This is a genomic window from Arthrobacter sp. HY1533 (genome assembly GCF_027568515.1).
GTDB lineage: Bacteria > Actinomycetota > Actinomycetes > Actinomycetales > Micrococcaceae > Specibacter.
Genome location: NZ_JANKZF010000001.1, coordinates 373,233 through 391,785 on the forward strand (window position 1 = coordinate 373,233; position 18,553 = coordinate 391,785).

21 protein-coding genes, 7 tRNA genes and 1 riboswitch are annotated in these 18,553 nt (G+C 67.0%); of the genes, 3 read left to right on the plus strand and 25 right to left on the minus strand.

All coding sequences use genetic code 11. The features are described 5' to 3' along the window. Nucleotides 1–146 precede the first annotated feature (146 nt). The 5 genes from trpC to hisI all read right to left on the minus strand — a co-directional run bounded on the left by trpC (nt 147) and on the right by hisI (nt 4,029). Nucleotides 147–962, minus strand: a complete 816-nt coding sequence (gene trpC / locus PCK14_RS01740; protein ID WP_269936736.1) for an indole-3-glycerol phosphate synthase TrpC — start codon at nt 960–962, stop codon at nt 147–149. A gap of 2 nt (nt 963–964) precedes the next feature. After that, nucleotides 965–1,240 carry an HGxxPAAW family protein gene (locus tag PCK14_RS01745; protein WP_269936737.1) on the minus strand — a complete coding sequence of 92 codons (276 nt, stop codon included), beginning with the start codon at nt 1,238–1,240 and terminating at the stop codon, nt 965–967. A gap of 107 nt (nt 1,241–1,347) precedes the next feature. Further along, complete coding sequence (locus PCK14_RS01750) at nt 1,348–2,004, minus strand: Trp biosynthesis-associated membrane protein (RefSeq protein WP_269936738.1); 657 nt, start codon at nt 2,002–2,004, stop codon at nt 1,348–1,350. Then, nucleotides 2,004–3,554: an anthranilate synthase component I gene (locus tag PCK14_RS01755; RefSeq protein ID WP_269936739.1), complete on the minus strand. Its 1,551-nt coding sequence runs from the start codon at nt 3,552–3,554 to the stop codon at nt 2,004–2,006. The genes PCK14_RS01750 and PCK14_RS01755 overlap by 1 nt, the downstream gene beginning before the upstream one ends. A gap of 58 nt (nt 3,555–3,612) precedes the next feature. Beyond that, nucleotides 3,613–4,029 (minus strand): phosphoribosyl-AMP cyclohydrolase, encoded by a 417-nt coding sequence (gene hisI, locus PCK14_RS01760; RefSeq protein WP_269936740.1) that lies wholly within the window; start codon nt 4,027–4,029, stop codon nt 3,613–3,615. Between the two features lie 147 nt (nt 4,030–4,176). Between hisI and PCK14_RS01765 the strand changes: the two genes are divergently transcribed. Continuing rightward, nucleotides 4,177–4,821: a TIGR03085 family metal-binding protein gene (locus PCK14_RS01765; protein WP_269936973.1), complete on the plus strand. Its 645-nt coding sequence runs from the start codon at nt 4,177–4,179 to the stop codon at nt 4,819–4,821. A 43-nt stretch (nt 4,822–4,864) separates the two neighbouring features. Further along, nucleotides 4,865–5,284 carry a DUF6855 family protein gene (locus PCK14_RS01770; RefSeq protein WP_269936741.1) on the plus strand — a complete coding sequence of 140 codons (420 nt, stop codon included), beginning with the start codon at nt 4,865–4,867 and terminating at the stop codon, nt 5,282–5,284. A 77-nt stretch (nt 5,285–5,361) separates the two neighbouring features. Here the strand turns inward: PCK14_RS01770 and hisF are convergent, their stop codons facing one another. The 20 genes from hisF to PCK14_RS01870 form a co-directional block, all read right to left on the minus strand. Continuing rightward, complete coding sequence (gene hisF, locus PCK14_RS01775) at nt 5,362–6,132, minus strand: imidazole glycerol phosphate synthase subunit HisF (RefSeq protein ID WP_269936742.1); 771 nt, start codon at nt 6,130–6,132, stop codon at nt 5,362–5,364. Nucleotides 6,133–6,143: 11 nt separating this feature from the next. Then, the gene (gene hisG, locus PCK14_RS01780) at nt 6,144–6,989 is read right to left on the minus strand and encodes an ATP phosphoribosyltransferase (RefSeq protein WP_269936743.1); all 846 of its coding nucleotides are present in this window, start codon (nt 6,987–6,989) and stop codon (nt 6,144–6,146) included. A gap of 104 nt (nt 6,990–7,093) precedes the next feature. Further along, nucleotides 7,094–7,357, minus strand: a complete 264-nt coding sequence (locus PCK14_RS01785) for a phosphoribosyl-ATP diphosphatase (protein ID WP_103465949.1) — start codon at nt 7,355–7,357, stop codon at nt 7,094–7,096. 186 nt (nt 7,358–7,543) lie between these two features. Further along, complete coding sequence (ribH, locus tag PCK14_RS01790) at nt 7,544–8,032, minus strand: 6,7-dimethyl-8-ribityllumazine synthase (protein ID WP_269936744.1); 489 nt, start codon at nt 8,030–8,032, stop codon at nt 7,544–7,546. Beyond that, the gene (locus PCK14_RS01795) at nt 8,029–8,700 is read right to left on the minus strand and encodes a GTP cyclohydrolase II (protein ID WP_269936745.1); all 672 of its coding nucleotides are present in this window, start codon (nt 8,698–8,700) and stop codon (nt 8,029–8,031) included. Before PCK14_RS01795 ends, ribH begins: the two co-directional genes overlap by 4 nt. Next, the gene (ribB, locus tag PCK14_RS01800) at nt 8,697–9,338 is read right to left on the minus strand and encodes a 3,4-dihydroxy-2-butanone-4-phosphate synthase (protein WP_269936746.1); all 642 of its coding nucleotides are present in this window, start codon (nt 9,336–9,338) and stop codon (nt 8,697–8,699) included. The genes PCK14_RS01795 and ribB overlap by 4 nt, the downstream gene beginning before the upstream one ends. 2 nt (nt 9,339–9,340) lie before the next feature. Continuing rightward, nucleotides 9,341–9,979: a riboflavin synthase gene (locus PCK14_RS01805; RefSeq protein ID WP_269936747.1), complete on the minus strand. Its 639-nt coding sequence runs from the start codon at nt 9,977–9,979 to the stop codon at nt 9,341–9,343. Between the two features lie 2 nt (nt 9,980–9,981). After that, complete coding sequence (gene ribD, locus PCK14_RS01810; RefSeq protein ID WP_269936748.1) at nt 9,982–11,133, minus strand: bifunctional diaminohydroxyphosphoribosylaminopyrimidine deaminase/5-amino-6-(5-phosphoribosylamino)uracil reductase RibD; 1,152 nt, start codon at nt 11,131–11,133, stop codon at nt 9,982–9,984. Continuing rightward, nucleotides 11,130–11,870 carry a nicotinamide riboside transporter PnuC gene (gene pnuC / locus PCK14_RS01815; RefSeq protein WP_269936749.1) on the minus strand — a complete coding sequence of 247 codons (741 nt, stop codon included), beginning with the start codon at nt 11,868–11,870 and terminating at the stop codon, nt 11,130–11,132. Before pnuC ends, ribD begins: the two co-directional genes overlap by 4 nt. A gap of 118 nt (nt 11,871–11,988) precedes the next feature. Next, nucleotides 11,989–12,134: riboswitch (FMN riboswitch) on the minus strand. A gap of 149 nt (nt 12,135–12,283) precedes the next feature. Next, nucleotides 12,284–12,970 (minus strand): ribulose-phosphate 3-epimerase, encoded by a 687-nt coding sequence (rpe, locus tag PCK14_RS01820; RefSeq protein WP_269936750.1) that lies wholly within the window; start codon nt 12,968–12,970, stop codon nt 12,284–12,286. A gap of 31 nt (nt 12,971–13,001) precedes the next feature. Continuing rightward, a complete protein-coding gene (locus PCK14_RS01825) occupies nt 13,002–14,549 on the minus strand; it encodes an RsmB/NOP family class I SAM-dependent RNA methyltransferase (RefSeq protein ID WP_269936751.1) in 1,548 nt (515 codons plus the stop codon). After that, nucleotides 14,546–15,466 carry a methionyl-tRNA formyltransferase gene (fmt, locus tag PCK14_RS01830; RefSeq protein ID WP_269936752.1) on the minus strand — a complete coding sequence of 307 codons (921 nt, stop codon included), beginning with the start codon at nt 15,464–15,466 and terminating at the stop codon, nt 14,546–14,548. The genes PCK14_RS01825 and fmt overlap by 4 nt, the downstream gene beginning before the upstream one ends. Next, the gene (gene def, locus PCK14_RS01835; protein ID WP_269936753.1) at nt 15,463–16,026 is read right to left on the minus strand and encodes a peptide deformylase; all 564 of its coding nucleotides are present in this window, start codon (nt 16,024–16,026) and stop codon (nt 15,463–15,465) included. Before def ends, fmt begins: the two co-directional genes overlap by 4 nt. A gap of 80 nt (nt 16,027–16,106) precedes the next feature. After that, entirely contained in the window at nt 16,107–16,949 is an 843-nt protein-coding gene (locus tag PCK14_RS01840) for a cytochrome (protein WP_269936754.1), read from the minus strand. Nucleotides 16,950–17,113: 164 nt separating this feature from the next. Continuing rightward, nucleotides 17,114–17,189 (minus strand) — tRNA-Gly (locus PCK14_RS01845). A 26-nt stretch (nt 17,190–17,215) separates the two neighbouring features. Continuing rightward, a tRNA-Val gene (locus tag PCK14_RS01850) sits at nt 17,216–17,287 on the minus strand. Nucleotides 17,288–17,353: 66 nt separating this feature from the next. Further along, nucleotides 17,354–17,426, minus strand: a tRNA-Gly gene (locus PCK14_RS01855). Nucleotides 17,427–17,471: 45 nt separating this feature from the next. Beyond that, nucleotides 17,472–17,543: transfer RNA gene (locus PCK14_RS01860), tRNA-Val, on the minus strand. A 48-nt stretch (nt 17,544–17,591) separates the two neighbouring features. Then, nucleotides 17,592–17,665: transfer RNA gene (locus tag PCK14_RS01865), tRNA-Cys, on the minus strand. Between the two features lie 26 nt (nt 17,666–17,691). Further along, nucleotides 17,692–17,764, minus strand: a tRNA-Gly gene (locus tag PCK14_RS01870). A gap of 486 nt (nt 17,765–18,250) precedes the next feature. On the opposite strand from PCK14_RS01870, the gene PCK14_RS01875 reads away from it, so the two are divergent. Then, a tRNA-Val gene (locus PCK14_RS01875) sits at nt 18,251–18,325 on the plus strand. Nucleotides 18,326–18,553: the final 228 nt, after the last annotated feature.

Here is an 18,553-nt window from a genome sequence, read left to right on the forward strand (position 1 = left end):
ATATGTACTGCATTAATGGTCTGTGGGCGGTGACACGCGGCGGGCTGCATGCCGCGCGTTCCGCACGTTGCCGCATGCGCTGCGGCAGTTACTGCTCCGGCGGGTGCCGGTGTGGAAAAGGCCCGCCCTTCTGGACGGGCCCTTCCCTAGCGTGTGCTGATGGCCAGTGCCCCGGCCGCCTTGAATTCCGCGATCCGCTCGCGCGGGCTGGCGTCCTTCACGAGCGCCTCCCCCACGAGAATCGCGTGGGCGCCGTTGGCGCTGTAATGCTCGACGTCGGCCACGTCGCGGACACCCGACTCGGCCACCACGATGGGCCCGGCCGGAATGTCCCCGGCGAGTGCGGCGAAGATGCCGCGGTCCACGTCGAGGGTTTTCAGGTTCCGGACGTTGATGCCGATGATCTTGGCACCGACAGCCACGGCCCGTTCAATTTCTTCCGCCGTGTGTGTTTCCACCACGGCGTTCATGCCCAGCTGGTGTGTCAGTTCCAGGTAGCTTCGAAGGTCTTCGTCGCTGAGTGCGGCCACAATGAGCAGCACCAGGTCCGCGCCGTGGGCGCGGGCCTCCCAGATCATGTACTCATCGCAGGTGAAGTCCTTGCGCAGCACGGGGATGTCCACCGCGGCGCGCACTGCGTCCAGGTCGGCGAGCGAACCGCTGAAGCGGCGCTCCTCGGTCAGGACGCTGATGACCGACGCTCCGCCGTCGCGGTAGAGCGAGGCCAGGGCTGCTGGGTCGGCGATGCCGGCCAGGTCACCCTTGGAGGGGCTGCGGCGCTTGACCTCGGCAATGACCTTCAGGTCGGGCCGGTCGGACTTGTCGCCGTCCAGTGCAGCCCAGGCGTCCAGCGCCGGGGCCACGTGCAAGACCTGCTCCTTCAGCTGGGCCAGGCTGACCTTCTCCATGCGGACCGCCAAGTCCTCCCGGACTCCTGCAATGATGTCCAGCAAAACAGTCACGGTTAGTGGCCGGTGTTCTTCAGCTTGCTGCCGCCAACACCGTAGCCTGCTGCGCGCAGAACCGGGCCGGCAATGAGGCCGACAACAATGATGCCCACGCCGATCCAGAACAAGGTCGTGGCGCTTTCGCCGATGACGAAGGCGATGCAGCCAACGATGGTGCCAACCAGCATGATGGTGACGCTGGTCCAGGCTGCCGGGCTGTTGCCGTGGCCCAGCTCGATGCTGTGGTCAATGGGCTCTTCCACGGATACTGTTGCAGCCGACTTGTTGCTCATGGTAAATCTCCCTATTTAACGCGGATACTAAAAATACATTCTGCCATTACTTGACCGCGGATTCCGAAAGCCGCACGGCGGGCGGACGGGCCGCTGCTGCGCGGGCCCTATTCCGTGGGGTCTTCGCCGCGGCTGAGGCTGTCCCAGCGGTCGATCTCGTCCATCGGCTGGTCCTTGCCGCCCACGGGGGCGGCCTTGGCGGCGTCGTACTTGCTGCGCACATTCCAGCCACGGCCAAGGAACAAAACCAGCAGCGCGGCGAGGGCCAGCACGGCGGCCGCAACGGCTGCCAGGACGGGGAAAAGCGTGGTGGTGGCATTGGAGGGCTGGCCCTCGATGCCGGTCGCGGCGCCCACCTCGGTCATGGCCGCGGTGGCGGGGTCGGCCAGGATGCCCAGCACGACGGCGATGATTCCCACCGCGCTGAGGAAGACAATCGCGGCGGTCACGTTGCGGGCAACCTTGCCGGCGATGGTGGTGGCCAGGGAGCCGGCCAGGGCCACGAGGGCCAGGGCGGAGACGGCAACGGCAGCCTTGGAGCCGGGGATGTCCAGGTCCGTCGTGGCCACCTCGCCGGGGCTGATGGCCACGTGGATCCAGGTCTGGGTGGTGGTGCCGAAGACGGCCAGGGCCGCCACCACGGCCAGCAGGATCAACGTGGACTTGCGCTGCCACGCGGGAACCCGCACCGCTGTGGTGTGCGGTGCGGGCAGTTCGCCGCCGTTCACGTCGCTTTCGCCGGTTGCGGCGTTTTCCCTATTCATCAGTTTCCGCCAAACTTTGCATCGAGGTCACGCAGGGACGCTGCGGCGTGCACGGCGCGCAGGGGCGCGGCCGCCTTGTTCACGGTTTCCTCGGCCTCAGTCTCATTGACGGAGTCGGCAACAATGCCGCCGCCGGCCTGGACGTAGGCCTTGCCGCCGCGCAGCAGGGCCGAGCGGATGGCGATGGCCATGTCCATGTCGCCGGCGAAGTCCACGTAGCCCACCACGCCGCCGTAGATGCCGCGGCGGTGGGGTTCAAGTTCGTCGAGCAGGCGCAGGGCGCGCGGCTTGGGCGCACCGGACAGCGTGCCGGCCGGGAACGTTGCCGCCAGCACGTCGTAGGCGCTCTTGTCCGGGCTGAGCGTGCCCACCACCGTGGAGACCAGGTGCATGATGTGGCTGAAGCGCTCCACCTCCATGAACTGGGTGACATCCACTGTGCCGGGCTCGCAGACCTTGGAGAGGTCGTTGCGGGAAAGGTCCACGAGCATGAGGTGCTCGGAGCGTTCCTTGGCGTCGGCCAGCAGGTCCTTGGCCAGCAGCTTGTCATCCTCCACGGTGGCTCCGCGGGGGCGCGAGCCGGCGATGGGGTGGGTGATGACCTCGTTGCCCAGGACGCTGACCAGCGCCTCGGGTGAGGAGCCGACGATTGAGTAGGGGCGCCCGGAGGCATCCTCAAAGCTGTACAGGTACATGTAGGGGCTGGGGTTGGTGTTGCGCAGCACCCGGTAGACGTCCAGTGCGGAGGCCTCGTACACCATTTCAAAGCGGCGCGAGATGACAACCTGGAACACTTCGCCGTCCACGATGGCTTCCTTGCCGCGGTCAATCGCGGCGAGGTAATCGTTGCGGTCCCAGCGTTCCTGGACGCTGTCGGCAAAGGTGGCGGCCGGGGAGTCCAGCACCGACATGGGCTGGGCCACGGGGACGCGCAGCTGGGCAACCATGGCCTCGACGCGGGCCACGGCGGCATGCCAGGCGTCGTCCACGTTGTCGTCCGTGCCGTTGGCGTTGATGGCGTTGGCGATCAGCAGCACGCTGCCCTCGTTGTTGTCGTGGACAGCCATGTCCGCGATCAGGTTCAGGGCAAGCTCGGGAAGTTCCAGGTCATCCAGCGGCGGGGACGGAAGCTTCTCCCAGTGCCGCACCGATTCCCACCCCACAAAGCCCACCAGGCCCGAGGTGAACGGCGGCAGGCCCTCGAAGCGATCGGTGGCCAGCAGCTTCAGGGTGGCCTCCATGGCCTCCACTGGGTTGCCTGCCAGGGGCACGCCCAGGGGCGGTTCCCCCTGCCAGAACGCCCCGCCGTCGTGCGTGGTCAAGGTGGCGCTGGAGCGCACGCCGATGAAGGAGTAGCGCGACCAGGCCCCGCCCACGGCGGCCGATTCCATCAGGAAGGTGCCCGGCGCGCCGGCGGCCAGGGAGCGGTACAGGCCGATGGGCGTCTGCGCGTCGGCCAGGACCTTGAGGTGGACGGGGATGACGCGGCGGGTGCGCGCGAGCTCCCTGAATTCGCTCAGGGAGGGGCTGATGACACCGAGATCTTGCATGGCTGTTTGGCTTTCTTCAGGGCGTACGGTCTGGCAAGGGTGCGGGCTGCGTGGGCGGCTATTCGCCGCGGCTGCCCACCACGGCGGCGAGTTCCCGGCCGTCAAAGCAGGTGGTGGTTCCGGTGTGGCAGGCGGCGCCCACCTGGTCGACGGTGATCAGCAGCGCGTCGCCGTCACAGTCCAGGGCCACAGACTTCACGTACTGGAAGTGGCCGGAGGTGTCGCCCTTGCGCCAGTATTCCTGGCGTGAGCGGGAGTAAAAGGTGACGCGGCCGGTGGTGAGCGTGCGGCGCAGGGCCTCGTTGTCCATCCAGCCCAGCATGAGGACGTCGCGGCTGTCGAACTGCTGGATCACGGCGGCGACCAGGCCGGCGGCGTCGTGCTTGAGCCTGGCGGCAACATCGGCGGGCAGTTCAAGGGGCGGCTGGCCCAGGGAATCGGCGGGCAGGGGCTGGGGTTCTGGGCTTTGCTGCATCACAGGCAATTCTAGTGCCACAAACGCCGCCCGGGCCCCATTGAGGTTGGCAGGTGGACTTGGCGGGCGGGTGTTTGCCAAAAACGGGATCGGGTTGCGGCGGTTCCTGCTGACGCCGGCGGCCAATACATGCTAATTTCACAAGTGATGCAATATGTAGAGCCGTCCCGTGAAGTCCTTGCCGAGACCCTGCTGGCCGCCGGTCCGGGAGCACCCACGCTGTGTGAAGGATGGCGGACCCAGGAGCTGGCCGCGCACCTCTACCTGCGCGAGCACAATCCCCGCGTGGGCCTGGGCATGGTGCTCAAGCCCTGGAAAAAAGCCACGGACAAGGCCATTGCCGAGCTGGCCGCACAGTCCAGCACACCTGAAGCCTTTGCCGCCCTCGTGGAGAAGTTCCGCGCCGGGCCGCCCAAGCTTTCCCCGTTTGCCCTGAAGGCCGTTGACCACAGCGCAAACCTCACCGAATTCTTTGTCCACACAGAGGACGTCCGCCGGGCCACCGACCGCTGGGCGCCGCGCACCCTGGACGCCGGGTACTCCCAGGCGCTGTGGGCCGAGCTGCTCAAGCGCGCGGCCATCCTGTACCGCGGCGTGGACCTGGGCATCATCCTGGTAAGCCCCGAGGGACCGCGCCACGTGGCCAAGCGGGCACCGGTTTCCGTCGCCATCATCGGCGATCCCGGCGAACTGCTCCTGCACGCCAACGGACGCACGGGCCAGGCCCTGGTCTCATTCGAGGGCCAGCCTGACGCCGTCGCCCTGCTGCAGACGGCGGACGTGGGATTCTAGCTTCACCGTGGCCTGTGGCCACCCCTACTGGACGGAGCGGTTCATGAGCACACCCGACTGGGGCAACGCCGGCACCAAGGACGACCCGTGGCTGCTGAAAACCCCTCCCGGCACCTCCGAATACACCATGCACCGCGACGAATCCGCGGATCCGCCGGAGCTCGTGTGCACAGTGGGCAAGACGGTCCTGAAGTACCAGCTGCGCCTCGTGGCAGACTTGGCGGCGATGCTTGCCGAGCACGGCGACTGGATGGAACTGGGCAGCGCCGATGAACAGAAACCAGCCAAGGACGGCACCGTGGAGGCCTGGGGGCGCGCGGGAAGCAACCCCGTGGGCGGCTGGTACGGCCTGAAGAAGGGCTACCGCGGCAGGGTGGGCATGTACCTGCCGCCGCTGCTGGAGGCGCTGGGCCTGGCCGAGCTGGAACACAATCCGCGCAACAACAGGATGCGGGCACTTTAAGCAAAAAAGCGTCGGGGTTGTTTTGGTGTTTTTTAAAACCCCCCACCCCCACTGCCCGTTCGCGTTGGGCCCGCCGGTCAGCGGACCTCGTAGCCTGCCTCGCGGATGGCCTTCTTGACGTCGGCAATGGCATGGTCCGGACCAAAGTGGAACACGGAGGCTGCCAGCACGGCGTTGGCGCCGGCGGCAACCGCCGGCGGGAAGTGCTCCGGCTTGCCGGCACCTCCCGAGGCGATGATCGGGATGTGCACGGCGGCGCGGACCAGGCGGATGAGCTCCAGGTCGAAGCCCTCCTTGGTTCCGTCGGCGTCGATCGAGTTCAGCAGGATTTCGCCCACACCTCGGTCGGCAGCCTCCCTGGCCCATTCAATGGCATCGATGCCGGTGCCCTCGCGGCCACCGTGGGTGGTGACCTCAAAGCCCGACGGCGTGATGCCGCCCCGGGTGCGCCGCGCGTCAACGCTGAGCACCAGGACCTGCGAGCCGAAGCGGCGGGTGATCTCGTCAATGACCGCCGGGCGCGCAATGGCGGCCGTGTTGATGGAGGCCTTGTCGGCGCCGTGGCGCAGCAGCTTGTCCACGTCGGAGACCTCACGGACTCCCCCGCCCACCGTCAGCGGGATGAAGACCTGCTCGGCCGCGCGGGACACCACGTCAAAGGTGGTTTCCCGGTTGCCCGAGGACGCCGTGACGTCCAGGAAGGTGAGCTCGTCGGCCCCGGCCAGGTCGTAGCGCTTGGCCAGCTCAACGGGATCGCCGGCGTCACGCAGGTTCTGGAACTTGACGCCCTTGACCACGCGGCCGGCGTCGACGTCCAGGCAGGGAATGACTCGAATGGCAACACTCATGGTGTGTCCCCTTAGATGCGGCAGGCGTGGATGTTGCTGACCAGGATGGCGCGGGCGCCAAGGTCGTACAGCTCATCCATGATGCGGTTGGTGTCCTTGGCCAGGACCATGGAGCGCACGGCCACCCAGTCGGTGTCGCGCAGCGGGGAAACGGTGGGTGATTCCAGGCCGGGGGTCAGCGCCGTGGCCTTTTCCATGAGCTTCTTCGGCACATCGTAGTCCAGCAGCACGTACTGGCGTGCCACAAGGACGCTGTGCAGGCGGCGGATGAGGACCTCAAGGCCGGCCGGCGCCTTGACGCCGCGGCGGCCGATCAGCAGGGCCTCGGAGTTCAGGATGGGCTCGCCGAAGATTTCCATGCCGGCGGCCTTGAGCGTGCTGCCGGTCTCCACGACGTCGGCAATGGCGTCCGCCACGCCCAGGCGCACGGAGGATTCCACGGCACCGTCGAGGCGGACCACGGAGGCCTTGATGCCCAGTTCGGCCAGGTATTCGCGCAGCAGGCCGTCGTAACTGGTGGCCAGGCGCTTGCCCTCCAGCTCTGCGGCGCTGGAGAAGTGCCCCACGGGCCCGGCAAAGCGGAACGTTGAGGCGGCGAAGCCCAGGGGCAGCAGTTCCTCGGCATCCACCTGGGCGTCCATCAGCAGGTCGCGGCCGGTGATGCCGACGTCGAGGGTGCCGGCGCCAACGTAGATGGCGATGTCGCGGGGGCGCAGGAAGAAGAATTCGACGTTGTTGTCAGCGTCAACCATGACCAGCTCGCGGGTATCGCGGCGCTGGCGGTAGCCGGCCTCGGCAAGCATGGCGGAGGCGGCTTCGGACAAGGAACCCTTGTTGGGTACGGCAACACGGAGCATGGGAAAAGTTCTTTCAGTCGAGTTCAGGCAAAAGGCGGCCGGCACAGTTTTCTGTGCCGCATTTCAGGGACGGGTTTCTTGCATCGATTGGCCACAAGTGGTGGCTACAGATGCTTGTAGACGTCCTGAAGGGTCAGGCCTTTTGCGATCATCATGACCTGCAGGTGGTAGAACAGCTGGGAAATCTCCTCGGCGCAGGCTTCTTCCGATTCATACTCGGCGGCCATCCACACCTCGGCGGCTTCCTCAACCACTTTCTTGCCAATACCGTGGATGCCGGATTCAAGTTCGGCGACGGTACGGGAGCCAGCGGGCCGGGCTGCGGCTTTGGCGCTGAGCTCATCAAAAAGGGATTCGAAGGTCTTCACGCAGTCCACCTTACCGGCCCGCCCGGCGCATCGCGGATTTTGGGACGCGGCTTGTCCAGCATGTGAACACTCCGCGCCGCCGCCCAAATGCGCATGGCCGCACCTTTCGCGCTTGTCGGCGGTCAGTTGACACCGGTTGAGCGGGAAAGGTGCGGCCATGCGTCGATGGTGCGGTTGTGGTGGAGCCTAGACGCCGAGGCCGGCCATGGCCAGGGCGGTGGCAAGTGCCGCGGTGACGGCCTCGTGGCCCTTGTCCTCGGAGGATCCGGGCAGGCCCGCACGGTCCAAGCCCTGCTGCTCGGTGTCGCACGTGAGCACGCCGAAGCCCACGGGCACGCCGGTGCGGATGCTGACCTCGGTCAGGCCCATGGTGGCGGCCTGGCACACGTACTCAAAGTGCGGGGTTCCCCCGCGGATCACCACGCCCAGGGCCACGACGGCGTCAAAGGCCGGTGCCAGCCGTGCGGCGGCCACGGGCAGTTCGAAGCTGCCCGGGACGCGGACCACCACGGGGTTCTCGATGCCGGCGTCGGCTGCACCACGCAGGGCACCTGCCAGCAGGCCGTCCATGATTTCCGTGTGCCAGCTGGCGGCGACGATGGCCAGCTTCAGCCCGGCTGCCTGTGATTGTGCGTCGCTGTCAAAGCCGATGGTGGGTGCTCCGTGGCCGCTCATAGGGAGGGTCCTTCCGTGGTTGTGGGTGTTTCAAGGTTCAGTGCATGGTGCATGCGGTCGCGCTTGGTCTGCAGGTAGCGCAGGTTTTCGCTGCGGGCCGGCACCTCGGCGGGGACCACGTCCACCACGTCGATGCCGTGGCGGGAGAGGTCTGCCGACTTCAGCGGGTTGTTGCTCAGGAGCCTGATGCGGGCCAGGCCCAGGGCGTGCAGGATGCCCGCGGCGGCCGTGTAGTCGCGGCTGTCCACGGGCAGGCCCAGCTGCTCGTTGGCCTCCACGGTGTCGGCGCCTGCCTCCTGCAGGCTGTAGGCGCGCATCTTGTTGGCCAGCCCGATTCCCCTGCCCTCATGCCCGCGCAGGTAGAGCAGCGTGCCGCCGTGCCGCTGGATCATTTCCAGCGCATAGTCCAGCTGCTCGCCGCAGTCGCAGCGGAAGGAGCCAAAGACGTCGCCCGTCAAGCACTCGGAATGCAGCCGCACCAGGGGCACGACGGCGGCTTCCGCACTTTCGGTGTTGGCCCCGCCGTCCGGTGCCTCCCCCGCTGCGGTCAGGCTCAGGTGTTCGGCGCCGGTCTCGGTGTCAATCCAGGCCTGGACGGCAAAGGTGCCAAAGCGGGTGGGCAGCTGGACCACGGGCCCGCCATCGACGCAGGATTCGGCCGGACTCATGCCGGCTCCCCCAGCCGCGACACGTGTTCCACGAGCTCGGCAATGGAAACGAGCACCAGCCCATGGGTGTCGGCAAACTCGCGCAGGCCGCCGAGCCGGAGCATTTCGCCGGAATCGTCCACCACCTCGGCTATGACGCCCACCGGCTCGCAGCCGGCCAGCCTGCACAGCTCAACGGCGGCCTCGGTGTGCCCGGGGCGCTGGCGCACTCCCCCGGCAACGGCGCGCAGCGGGAACATGTGCCCGGGGCGGGTGATGGTGTCCGGGCCGGAGCCGGGGGCTGCCAGCACGTTGGCCGTCAGGGAGCGGTCGGTGGCGCTGATGCCGGTGGAGACACCGAGTGCGGCGTCGCAGCTGACAGTGTAGGCCGTGCCCTTGGCGTCCTCGTTGCGCTCCACCATGGGCGGGAGGGCCAGCCGGTCCGCGGTGGCGTCCTCCATGGGGATGCAGATGACGCCCGAGCTGTGCCGGATAGTCCAGCCCATGAGTGCCGGGGTGCTGTGCTGGGCGGCGAAGATGATGTCGCCCTCGTTTTCGCGGTCCTCGTCGTCCACGACGAGCACCGCCTCCCCGCGCGCCATGGCGGCGATGGCCAGCGGGATGGCGTCCAGGACGCTTGGCGTGGTTGTGGTGTCCATGCTCAGGCCCCCTGTTCCGTGGCGGGAAGGCTGCTAAATTCAAGCAGCCGCTGCGCGTACTTGGCCAGCACGTCCACCTCAAGGTTGACGGCTGCGCCCACGGCCTTTGCCCCGAGCCCGGTGTGTTCCAGGGTGACGGGGATGAGCCCCACCTCAAACCACTGTTCCGGCAAGGCTGCCGGGCTGACGGCGGTCACGGTGAGGGACACGCCGTCGATGGCGATGGAGCCCTTCTCGGCAATGTACCGGGCCAGGGGGCGCGGCACGGAGAAGCGCAGCCTGTCCCACTTGCCCTGGTTTTCGCGCTCCAGCAGGGAGCCGGTGCCGTCCACGTGGCCCTGGACCACGTGCCCGTCGAGCCGGCCGCCGGCCTGGACGCAGCGTTCCAGGTTGACGGTGTCGCCTGCGGCCAGGGCACCGGTGGTGGTGCGGACAAGGGTTTCGCCCATGACGTCCACCTCAACAGTCCCGCCGTCGAGCCGGGTGGCGGTCAGGCAGACGCCGTCCACGGCGATGGAACCGCCCAGTTCCATGCCTTCAAGTACGGCGCCGGCGTCCAGGACCAGCACGGCGCTGTCGCTTTCGGGGCGGTGTTCCAGGGCCAGGACGGTGCCGCGGCCCTCAATGATTCCAGTGAACATCTCTACAGTCCTTCTTCGCGGGCGGCCGCACGGGCCGGCATCAGCGTCAATTTCAAGTCCGGGCCCAGCACTTCGACGGGTCCGGTGGTGGTGGAGTCCCATTCCCAGCGCTGGGCCTCGGTGAGAGTGCCGATGCCAAGGTCGGTCAGGGCGGGAATGCCGGCGCCGAGCAGCGTGGGGGCCAGGTACACGACGAGTTCGTCCACCATGCCGCGGGCCAGGAAGGCCGCGTTGATCTTGGCGCCTCCCTCGATCATGATGTGGCCCACGCCCCGTTCGTGGAGTTCACGCACCACGACGGCAGGGTCGTGGGTGTGCAGGGCCAGGAAGTCTTCGCTGCCCAGGCGCGCCGGGGTGGCCGGAGTGTCGGGGGTGCCTCGGACGGCGGCGTCGGCCGGGATGTCGCGCAGTCCCATGACCACCCGCAGCGGCTGCCCGGCGGCTTCCGAGCCGTCGGCAGCGCGGGCGGTCAGGCGGGGGTTGTCGGCCAGGACCGTTCCGGTTCCCACCACGATGGCGTCCACCCGGGCGCGCAGCTCGTGCGAGTCCTGCCGGGATTCCTCGGAGGTGATCCACTGGCTGGTCCCGTCCAGGGCGGCAATGCGCCCGTCGACTGTCTGCGCCAGCCGGGCGGTAATGAAAGGCCGGTTTTCCCGGACAGCCACGAACCACTGCCGGTTCAGATCCTGGGCCTCGACGGACATGAGCCCCATGCGGACGTTGATGCCCTCGTTGTGCAGGATCTGTGCACCCCCGGAGGCGGGCATGTGCGGGTCGGCGACGGCGAACACCACGTTGCCGATGCCGGCGTCGAGGATTGCCTGGGTGCACGGGCCGGTGCGTCCCGTGTGGCTGCACGGCTCCAGGGTCACGATGAGCGTTGCGGCGGAGAGGTCGCGTTTGACTCCCGTGCCCAGGAGGCGGTTGATGACGTCGGCCTCGGCGTGGGCGGTGCCGGCGCCGCGGTGGTGCCCAATGGCCAGGAACGTTCCGTCGGCGTCAATGATGACGGCCCCGACCAGCGGGTTGGAACCTCGCACGCCCTGGCGGGCCGCCGAGAGCGCGGTCTCCATGCCCAGGATCTCCGCATCGGTGAAGTGCTCGGATTCGCCGCCCTCGTTGAAGGGTTCCTGGTTCAGGTAATTGTTGCTCATGGCTGGGCCTCTCTGTTGACCACTGTGATGTCCGGGAAGGTGGCGTCGACCGACACCAGGCGGGCCTGGGCGTCACTGTTGCGCTGCACCCTCCACCATACGAAGAATCCGGCCAATGTAAATGCGCCGTAGAAGATGTACATGAAGGCGGAGGCGTAGTAGCCGGCGCTGAACAGCAGCGGCACGCCCACCAGGTCCACTGCCACCCAGATCAGCCAGAATTCAACCCAGCCCTTGGCCATGCCGTAGGTGGCCAGCAGGGAGCCCATGAAGATCCAGGCGTCGGCCCAGACGGGTTCGTAGGAACCCAGGGCGCGGAAGATGGGGGTCAGCACGGCAGTGCCGCCCACCATGGCGGCAACCAGGAGCCAGCGCACGCGCGTCCCGGCCCAGCGGGGGGCGACGGCCTCGCCCACGTGGGTTCCGGCGTCGGGCCGTGCATGGCGGGTCTGGTTCCAGCGGTGCCAGCCGTAGACGGACACGGCAATGAACATGATTTGCCGGCCGGCCTGGCCCAGCAGGTTCACGTGGTCGGCCGAGCCGAAGACGGAGCCCATGAATACCGTGAAGAGAAGAATGTTGCCGAGGATGCCCACCGGCCATGCCCAGATTTTGCGGCGCATTCCGCCGAGGGCGCTGGCGAGCCCAAAAAGATTGCCTATGACTTCGCGCCACAAAAGGAATCCGCCACCGGCGAATTCAAGTTTGGCGTCAAAGAGCCATCGCAGAAAGTCCACTGTTACCTACCCTTTCAAGACCGCGATGGCTCCGGGGGTAACGACAGGGCTGGCTCACCCATGCGGGGGCGTCGGCAGCGTATGCTGCTGCGACACCTTTGGCGGGTGGCCAAAACTGTTCGTGCTTCTCCCATCCAGACTTTAACTGTCGGTTCCGGAATTTCACCAGATCAACCGTGCGCTGCGTGGCTGTTTCCAGCCGGCTGCGCGCGGGTCGCGGACTATAACCGCCGGTTCGGAATTACACCGACCCCGGAGCACGTGATACTTCATTTAGTTCTGCCGCCGCAATTGCGGACAGCAGTTACAGTATGGCACCAATTGCGGTGCCTGCTGAATTGCTTACCTCATGTGAAAGGCACGGCGGGCCGGATTCATTCCCCGGCCCCGCCGCGCCTTTCCACGCAGCCTGCTCAGACGCGGGAGGCGAAGGCCAGCTGGCCCCTGGCGCGCAGGGCGTCGATGGCTGCCTCGGGCGATTCCTTGCCGTACACGGCGGAGCCGGCAACGAAGATGTTGGCCCCGGCCTCTGCGGCGCGCGTGATGGTTTCCTCGGTGATGCCGCCGTCCACCTGGATGGCCACGTTGACGCCGCTGCCCTCGATCGCGGCGCGGGCGCGGCGGATCTTGGGCAGCGTCACGTCCAGGAATGCCTGGCCGCCGAAGCCGGGCTCAACCGTCATGATGAGCAGCATGTCCAGCTCGGGCAGCATGTCCAGGTACGGCTCGACGGCGGTGGCCGGGCGCAGTGCCATGCCCGCCTTGGCGCCGCGGGCACGCAGTTCACGGGCCAGCTTGATGGGTGCGTCCGAGGCCTCCACGTGGAAGGTGACCGAGTCCAAGCCGGCGTCTGCGTACAGCGGCGCCCAGCGGTCCACGTCGGCAATCATCAGGTGGGCATCCAGCGGGACCGGGCTGACCTGCTGGATCCGCTCCACCACGGGCAGGCCGATGGTCAGGTTCGGCACAAACCGGTTGTCCATGACATCAACGTGCACGGCGTCGGCGTTGGCAATCCGGGCAAGCTCGGCCTGCAGGTTGACGAAGTCGGCGGAAAGGATGCTGGGGTTGATACAGCATTTTAGCGAAGTGCTGGACACGGAAGTGGCCTCATCTTTTCTGTTGGGGGGACTAGTTCTTTCGGATCAGGGCGATGAACATGGCGTCGCTCTGGTGGATGTGCGGCCACAGCTGGGCCGTCATCCTGTGCGCAGGCACGGCGGCGGAGGGGTTGCCGGCGGCCACGTCCCCGCTCAGGCTCGCGGCGTCCAGGGCGGCGCCGGCGTCGATCAGTTCCAGGTCGTCGCGCTTGCGCACGGCGTCCTCGACCACGGCGAGGGTCTCGGCCACGTGCGGGGAGCAGGTCACATATGCCACGACTCCCCCGGGCTTGACGGCGTCCAGGGCCGAGGCGAGCAGCTCACGCTGCAGCGGGCCAAGCTCGGAGACGTCGGAGAGCTGGCGGCGCCAACGTGATTCCGGGCGGCGGCGCAGCGCGCCCAGGCCCGTGCAGGGTGCGTCGACCAGGATGCGGTCGAAGGCTTCCGGGTGTTCGCGGCCAATGTCGCGGCCGTCGCCGGTGCGCACGGTCCAGGCGTCTTCCGGCACGGCACCCAGCGCCTGGGAGACCAGCTTGGCCCGGTGCACGGAGGGCTCGTTGGCCAGCAGCCACGCACCCTTTTCCGCCGCGAGGGCGGCCAGCAGTGCGGCCTTGCCGCCGGGGCCGGCGCACATGTCGAGCCAGCGCTCCTCACCGTCGGCCAGTTCCGAGGTGATCGGCACGGCGGCCAGTGCGCGGGCCACGAGCTGGGAGCCGGCGTCCTGGACGCGGACGGCGCCGTCGCGGACGCTTTCCAGGCGGCTGAGGTCGCCACCTGAGGAGAGGGCGGAGTCAACCACGAGCTCGCCGGGGGTGAAGCCGGCGTCGAAGGCCTCGGACAGGTCGCCGAACCCGGGCAGCGCCACGAGGTTCACCACGGGGGCGGCGTTGTCTGCCTCCAGGAGCGCGGTGATTTCGCTGACGTCGCGGCCGTGTGCCACGAGCGCCTGGCGCATGGCGCGGACAATCCACTCGGGGTGGGAATGCTGGATCGAGGCGATCTTGACGTCATCGCTCAGGCCCGCGGTGAGTTCGGCAGTCCAGGTGTCCAGGTCCTTTGCGGCAACCTTGCGCAGCACGGCGTTGACCATGCCGGAGGGGCCGGCGCCGATGACGGCGCGGGCCAGGCCCACGGTCTGGTCCAGGGCGGCGTGGCTGGGGACACGCATGGCGAGCAGCTGGTGCACACCGATGCGGAGTGCGTCCAGGATGGCGGGGTCCACCTCGGACAGGGGGCGGTCCACGCAGGTGGCCAGGATGGCGTCGTAGGTGCCCTGTGCGCGCAGTGCGCCGTAGGCCAGTTCCGTGGCGAAGCCGGCGTCGCGGCGGTCCAGGTGGTGCTTGCGGATGCGGGTGGGCAGCACCAGGTTGGCGTAGGCGTCGTCGGCCGAGACGGCACGGAGCACCTCAAATGCCACGAGGCGTGCGGGGTCCGCTGCGCGGGTGCGCTGGCCGGGGGCGGTTTCGGTGCGGTTGCGGGTGGTGCTGCGGTTGCGTTCACGCCCGGCCGAGTCGCGGCGCTTGGTGCCGCCCTGGCCGTTGCTGTGGTGGCCCGAACGTCCGCCGTTGTCGCTGGTCATTCAAACACCGTTTCTTCCTTGTTGGCCAGGCCGCGTGCCCAGTCCATTGCATTCATCATTTTCTTGCCCGCAGGCTGCACCTGCACGAGTTCCACGGCATGGGAGCCTGTGCCCGCCAGCACGGACTTGCCGTCGATCCGCACCTGGCCCGGGGCCAGGTCCGCCACATCCGGGCGCATCGTGACCGGCCCCAGCTTGAAGCGCTGTCCGGCCAGTGTGGTCCAGGCGCCCGGCTCGGTGGTGACGCCGCGGATGCGCCGGTTGATGGCCAGCGCCGGGTCCTCCCAGCGGACATGCCCGTCCTCAAGCGTCAGTTTGGGTGCCAGTGTTACCTCACCCTGCTGCGGGATGCCCGCAATCCGCCCGGCGCCAATGCCGTCAATGACCTGGGCCAGCAGCACGGCCCCGCTGTGGGACAGGCGCTCCAGCAGCGCGGCGCTGGTGTCGTCGGGGCGGACGGACTCTGTCATGGTGCCGAAGACGGGTCCCGTGTCCAGGCCCTTTTCCAGCTGGAACGCGGATGCGCCGGTGACTTCGTCGCCGTTGATGACCGAGTGTTGCACGGGCGCTGCACCGCGCCAGGCGGGCAGCAGGGAGAAGTGCAGGTTGATCCAGCCGTGTTCCGGGATGGCCAGGGCACTTTCCGGGACCAGGGCGCCGTAGGCCACGATCGCCGCAACGTCCGGGGCGGCGGCGGCAATGGCGGCGGCAGCATCGGCGTCGACCTTGTCCGCCTTGATCAGCGGCAGGCCCAGTTCCTCGGCGCGCGCGGCAACGGGCGACGGCGTGAGGACCCTTTTGCGGCCAAGCGGCGCGTCGGGGCGGGTCAGGACCGCGACGACTTCGTGCCCTGCGGCCAGCAACGCCTCAAGCGAGGGCAGCGCAACGGCAGGTGTTCCGGCAAAAAGGACCTTCACCTGGCGGCCCCTGCACCGAAGGCCGAGCCGACGCTCTGGGCGCGCTTGGCCACGGTTTCGGCCGTGACGTTGTGGTAGTTGGCGGTGCGGATGGCGCGCAGGGCGTCCTTGCGGTCCTCGCCTTCCAGCCGGTCCACGTACAGCTTGCCGTTGAGGTGGTCGGTCTCGTGCTGGAAGCACTTGGCCAGGGTGCCGGTGGCCTCCATGTCAAGGGGCTTGTTGTGCAGATCGACGCCGGTGATGCGCACCCAGCGGTGTCGCGGCAGGGTGTAGCCCAGGCCCGGCACGGAGAGGCAGCCCTCGGGCTCGCCGGGGGCCATGTCGTCGCTGGCCACCAGAACCGGGTTGATGATGTGCCCCTCGGCCCCGTCAACGGAGTAGGTGAAGATGCGCTTGTTCACGCCGATCTGGGGTGCCGCCAGGCCTGCGCCACGCACGTCGTGCATGGTCTGGTGCATGTCCTCGATGAGTTTGGCCAGCTCCGGGCCAAAGTCGGTCACGTCCTCGGCGACGGTCCTCAGGACGGGGTCGCCGATGATGCGAATGCTCAGGATGGCCATGGGTGGGCACCTCATTCTTGGTCGTGTTGCGGGCCGGGAGCCGCGGGAAAATCTTCCGGCCAGTCCAGTCTAGTTGTCCCCTACCGTCCGGGAGGCGAAATATCGAGCAGAGGGGTACCCGCGGCCGCCGCATCCAATGACGTTTGCCACACCCGGCGCAGGGAGGCGAACTTGAACCAGTGCGCCTTGAGCACTTCCGGGTTGGCTCGCAGCGTGCGGACCTCTGTCTCGCCGATGGCCACGCCGAGCAGCACGGGGTCCTGGCCGTAGTTCCAGGCCTCCCAGCTGCCGGCGGCCTCATCCACAATGGATTCCTCGGCCTTCATGCCGGCCACGAGCTGCATGACCACCTTGGCGTCAAGGCTCTTGACCTGGCCGTTGCGGTCGGTTCCCTTGGTCTTGTAGTCGATGATGCACAGCTTGCCGCCGATGGTGGCCACGAGGTCCAGGGTTCCGGCGTAGCCAACAGTCTGGTTCCACACGGTGATCTCCGGCGCGAGCGGCTTGACGTCGTAGTCCTCCCACCAGGTGTCGAAGCGCAGGGCAAAGTTTTCCTCGCCCTTTTCCGCCAGCGCCTCGCGGGCCTCGGCCATGCTGTGCGGCCGGTCCAGGGCGCGCAGGGCAACTTGTTCACAGTAGTTGTGCACGCGGTCGCCACGGGCGGCTGCGGCATCCCGGAACTGTTCGGCGGCGTTGGAGCTGTCACGGACCACCGTGCGCAGCTGGCCCGGGTTGCCCACTGCGGCGCCAAGATCCGGGTGCTTGGCCACGGCGGAAGCTGCCATGTATCCGATCCAGCCGTCAAGGGTGGTTGCCTGCTGGCCGATCACCGTGGTGATGGAGGGGACCGTGGGCGGGTCTTGCAGGGAGCGGGCGTACATGCGCCCCAGTTCGGTGCTGTGTGCCAATGCCGGTGCTGTCATGACCTCTACTATTCCACTTCGGGGGGACGCCGCGCAGCCTGCGGGCCGCGGCTGTGGACAACCGCGGCCCAGCAAAAGGGCAACAGCGCTGCCGGGGCGTGGCCGGCGTCGTGCCTTAAAACAAGACTGCCGGAACCCATGAAGGATTCCGGCAGTTTTGTTTTTGGAGCGGTTGACGAGATTCGAACTCGCGACATCCACCTTGGCAAGGTGGTGCTCTACCAGCTGAGCTACAACCGCAGTTTTCCGCTTTCGCGGGTGTTGCGTGGGCGATACTGGGATCGAACCAGTGACCTCTTCCGTGTCAGGGAAGCGCGCTACCGCTGCGCCAATCGCCCATCTTGTGGATGGGAATCAAAACTGCCGGAACCAAAAGAGGAATCCGGCAGTTTTGACCATTTCCGAGCGGTTGACGAGATTCGAACTCGCGACATCCACCTTGGCAAGGTGGTGCTCTACCAGCTGAGCTACAACCGCAATACTGCTGCCAACTTTCGTCGGCTTGATGGACAAGTCCATCAGTGGGCGATACTGGGATCGAACCAGTGACCTCTTCCGTGTCAGGGAAGCGCGCTACCGCTGCGCCAATCGCCCAAATGCATTCTGCTGAACTCTACAGCAAAATCTTTTGGTTCAGCCAAATGGAGGTGGGAACGGGATTCGAACCCGTGTGCACGGATTTGCAGTCCGTTGCCTCGCCTCTCGGCCACCCCACCATGTAAAACTGAAATGGTGTCATGCGAGCGGTTGACGAGATTCGAACTCGCGACATCCACCTTGGCAAGGTGGTGCTCTACCAGCTGAGCTACAACCGCATAAGCTACATTTTCCGCTCCTCGGCGTCTCCGCTTCGGTGGTCCGTGTTGCTGCGGTGAAAACATTACCCGAGCCTTTTCCGAAACACCAAATCGGCGCTCCCCCGGCGCGTCCGCCAGGGCGGCCGATGTTCGAGGATCGTTGAGTTGGCGCGGATTTTCCCGGGTCAATTCGAATTACAGGGTTGTCATTCAGGGTCGGTTTTGGCCCCATTTCGGCCCATTTCGGCAAAAAGCATTTCTATGGCACCCGTCACACCCGCCTTTCTCCCTCTCCTGCCACGCACGACGCCGGCGCTCCCCCGCCGCCGTTCCGCCCGCCCCCATACCGGGTTCACAGGGGGACGCGCGGCCGCCTCGGTGGCCCTGCCGCCGGCTCCCGACACGCGCAAACAAGCCGATTATGAACACGGGAAAGTTTGGGCTATTGTTTTGAACGCACCAAGGAACACCACGCAATCCGCTCGCGAATTGCGTGCGTGAATTGGGCGATTGGCGCAGTGGTAGCGCGTTCCGTTCACACCGGAGAGGTCGCTGGTTCGAACCCAGTATCGCCCACCAAGGGAAAAGCCCTTTCAAATATGCATAAATGCTTATTTGGAAGGGCTTTTTTGTGCCCAAATACCGGAATCTCACCCCTCGGCGTGCATTGACTCGAGAGCTTGACGGGCGCTGCTTCGACGGCCAGCGCAGCGGCGGCACTGAATTATTGCGGCCAGGACGGTTTGGCGACGCGGGGCAACGCCCTCAGCGCCGGGATCCTGAACTTGTCAGCCCACGGCGGAACTT

What these genes read in the sequence shown, in the direction of transcription:
- PCK14_RS01745 (WP_269936737.1), bottom strand. Translation starts at nt 1,240, where the DNA reads ATGAGCAACAAGTCGGCTGCAACAGTATCCGTGGAAGAGCCCATTGAC.
- ribB (WP_269936746.1), bottom strand. Translation starts at nt 9,338, where the DNA reads ATGGACACCACAACCACGCCAAGCGTCCTGGACGCCATCCCGCTGGCC.
- PCK14_RS01825 (WP_269936751.1), bottom strand. Translation starts at nt 14,549, where the DNA reads ATGACCAGCGACAACGGCGGACGTTCGGGCCACCACAGCAACGGCCAG.
- hisG (WP_269936743.1), bottom strand. Translation starts at nt 6,989, where the DNA reads ATGCTCCGTGTTGCCGTACCCAACAAGGGTTCCTTGTCCGAAGCCGCC.
- hisF (WP_269936742.1), bottom strand. Translation starts at nt 6,132, where the DNA reads ATGAGTGTTGCCATTCGAGTCATTCCCTGCCTGGACGTCGACGCCGGC.
- hisI (WP_269936740.1), bottom strand. Translation starts at nt 4,029, where the DNA reads ATGCAGCAAAGCCCAGAACCCCAGCCCCTGCCCGCCGATTCCCTGGGC.
- PCK14_RS01840 (WP_269936754.1), bottom strand. Translation starts at nt 16,949, where the DNA reads ATGACAGCACCGGCATTGGCACACAGCACCGAACTGGGGCGCATGTAC.
- PCK14_RS01765 (WP_269936973.1), top strand. Translation starts at nt 4,177, where the DNA reads ATGCAATATGTAGAGCCGTCCCGTGAAGTCCTTGCCGAGACCCTGCTG.
- ribH (WP_269936744.1), bottom strand. Translation starts at nt 8,032, where the DNA reads ATGAGCGGCCACGGAGCACCCACCATCGGCTTTGACAGCGACGCACAA.
- PCK14_RS01755 (WP_269936739.1), bottom strand. Translation starts at nt 3,554, where the DNA reads ATGCAAGATCTCGGTGTCATCAGCCCCTCCCTGAGCGAATTCAGGGAG.
- PCK14_RS01770 (WP_269936741.1), top strand. Translation starts at nt 4,865, where the DNA reads ATGAGCACACCCGACTGGGGCAACGCCGGCACCAAGGACGACCCGTGG.
- def (WP_269936753.1), bottom strand. Translation starts at nt 16,026, where the DNA reads ATGGCCATCCTGAGCATTCGCATCATCGGCGACCCCGTCCTGAGGACC.
- PCK14_RS01795 (WP_269936745.1), bottom strand. Translation starts at nt 8,700, where the DNA reads ATGAGTCCGGCCGAATCCTGCGTCGATGGCGGGCCCGTGGTCCAGCTG.
- PCK14_RS01750 (WP_269936738.1), bottom strand. Translation starts at nt 2,004, where the DNA reads ATGAATAGGGAAAACGCCGCAACCGGCGAAAGCGACGTGAACGGCGGC.
- PCK14_RS01805 (WP_269936747.1), bottom strand. Translation starts at nt 9,979, where the DNA reads ATGTTCACTGGAATCATTGAGGGCCGCGGCACCGTCCTGGCCCTGGAA.
- ribD (WP_269936748.1), bottom strand. Translation starts at nt 11,133, where the DNA reads ATGAGCAACAATTACCTGAACCAGGAACCCTTCAACGAGGGCGGCGAA.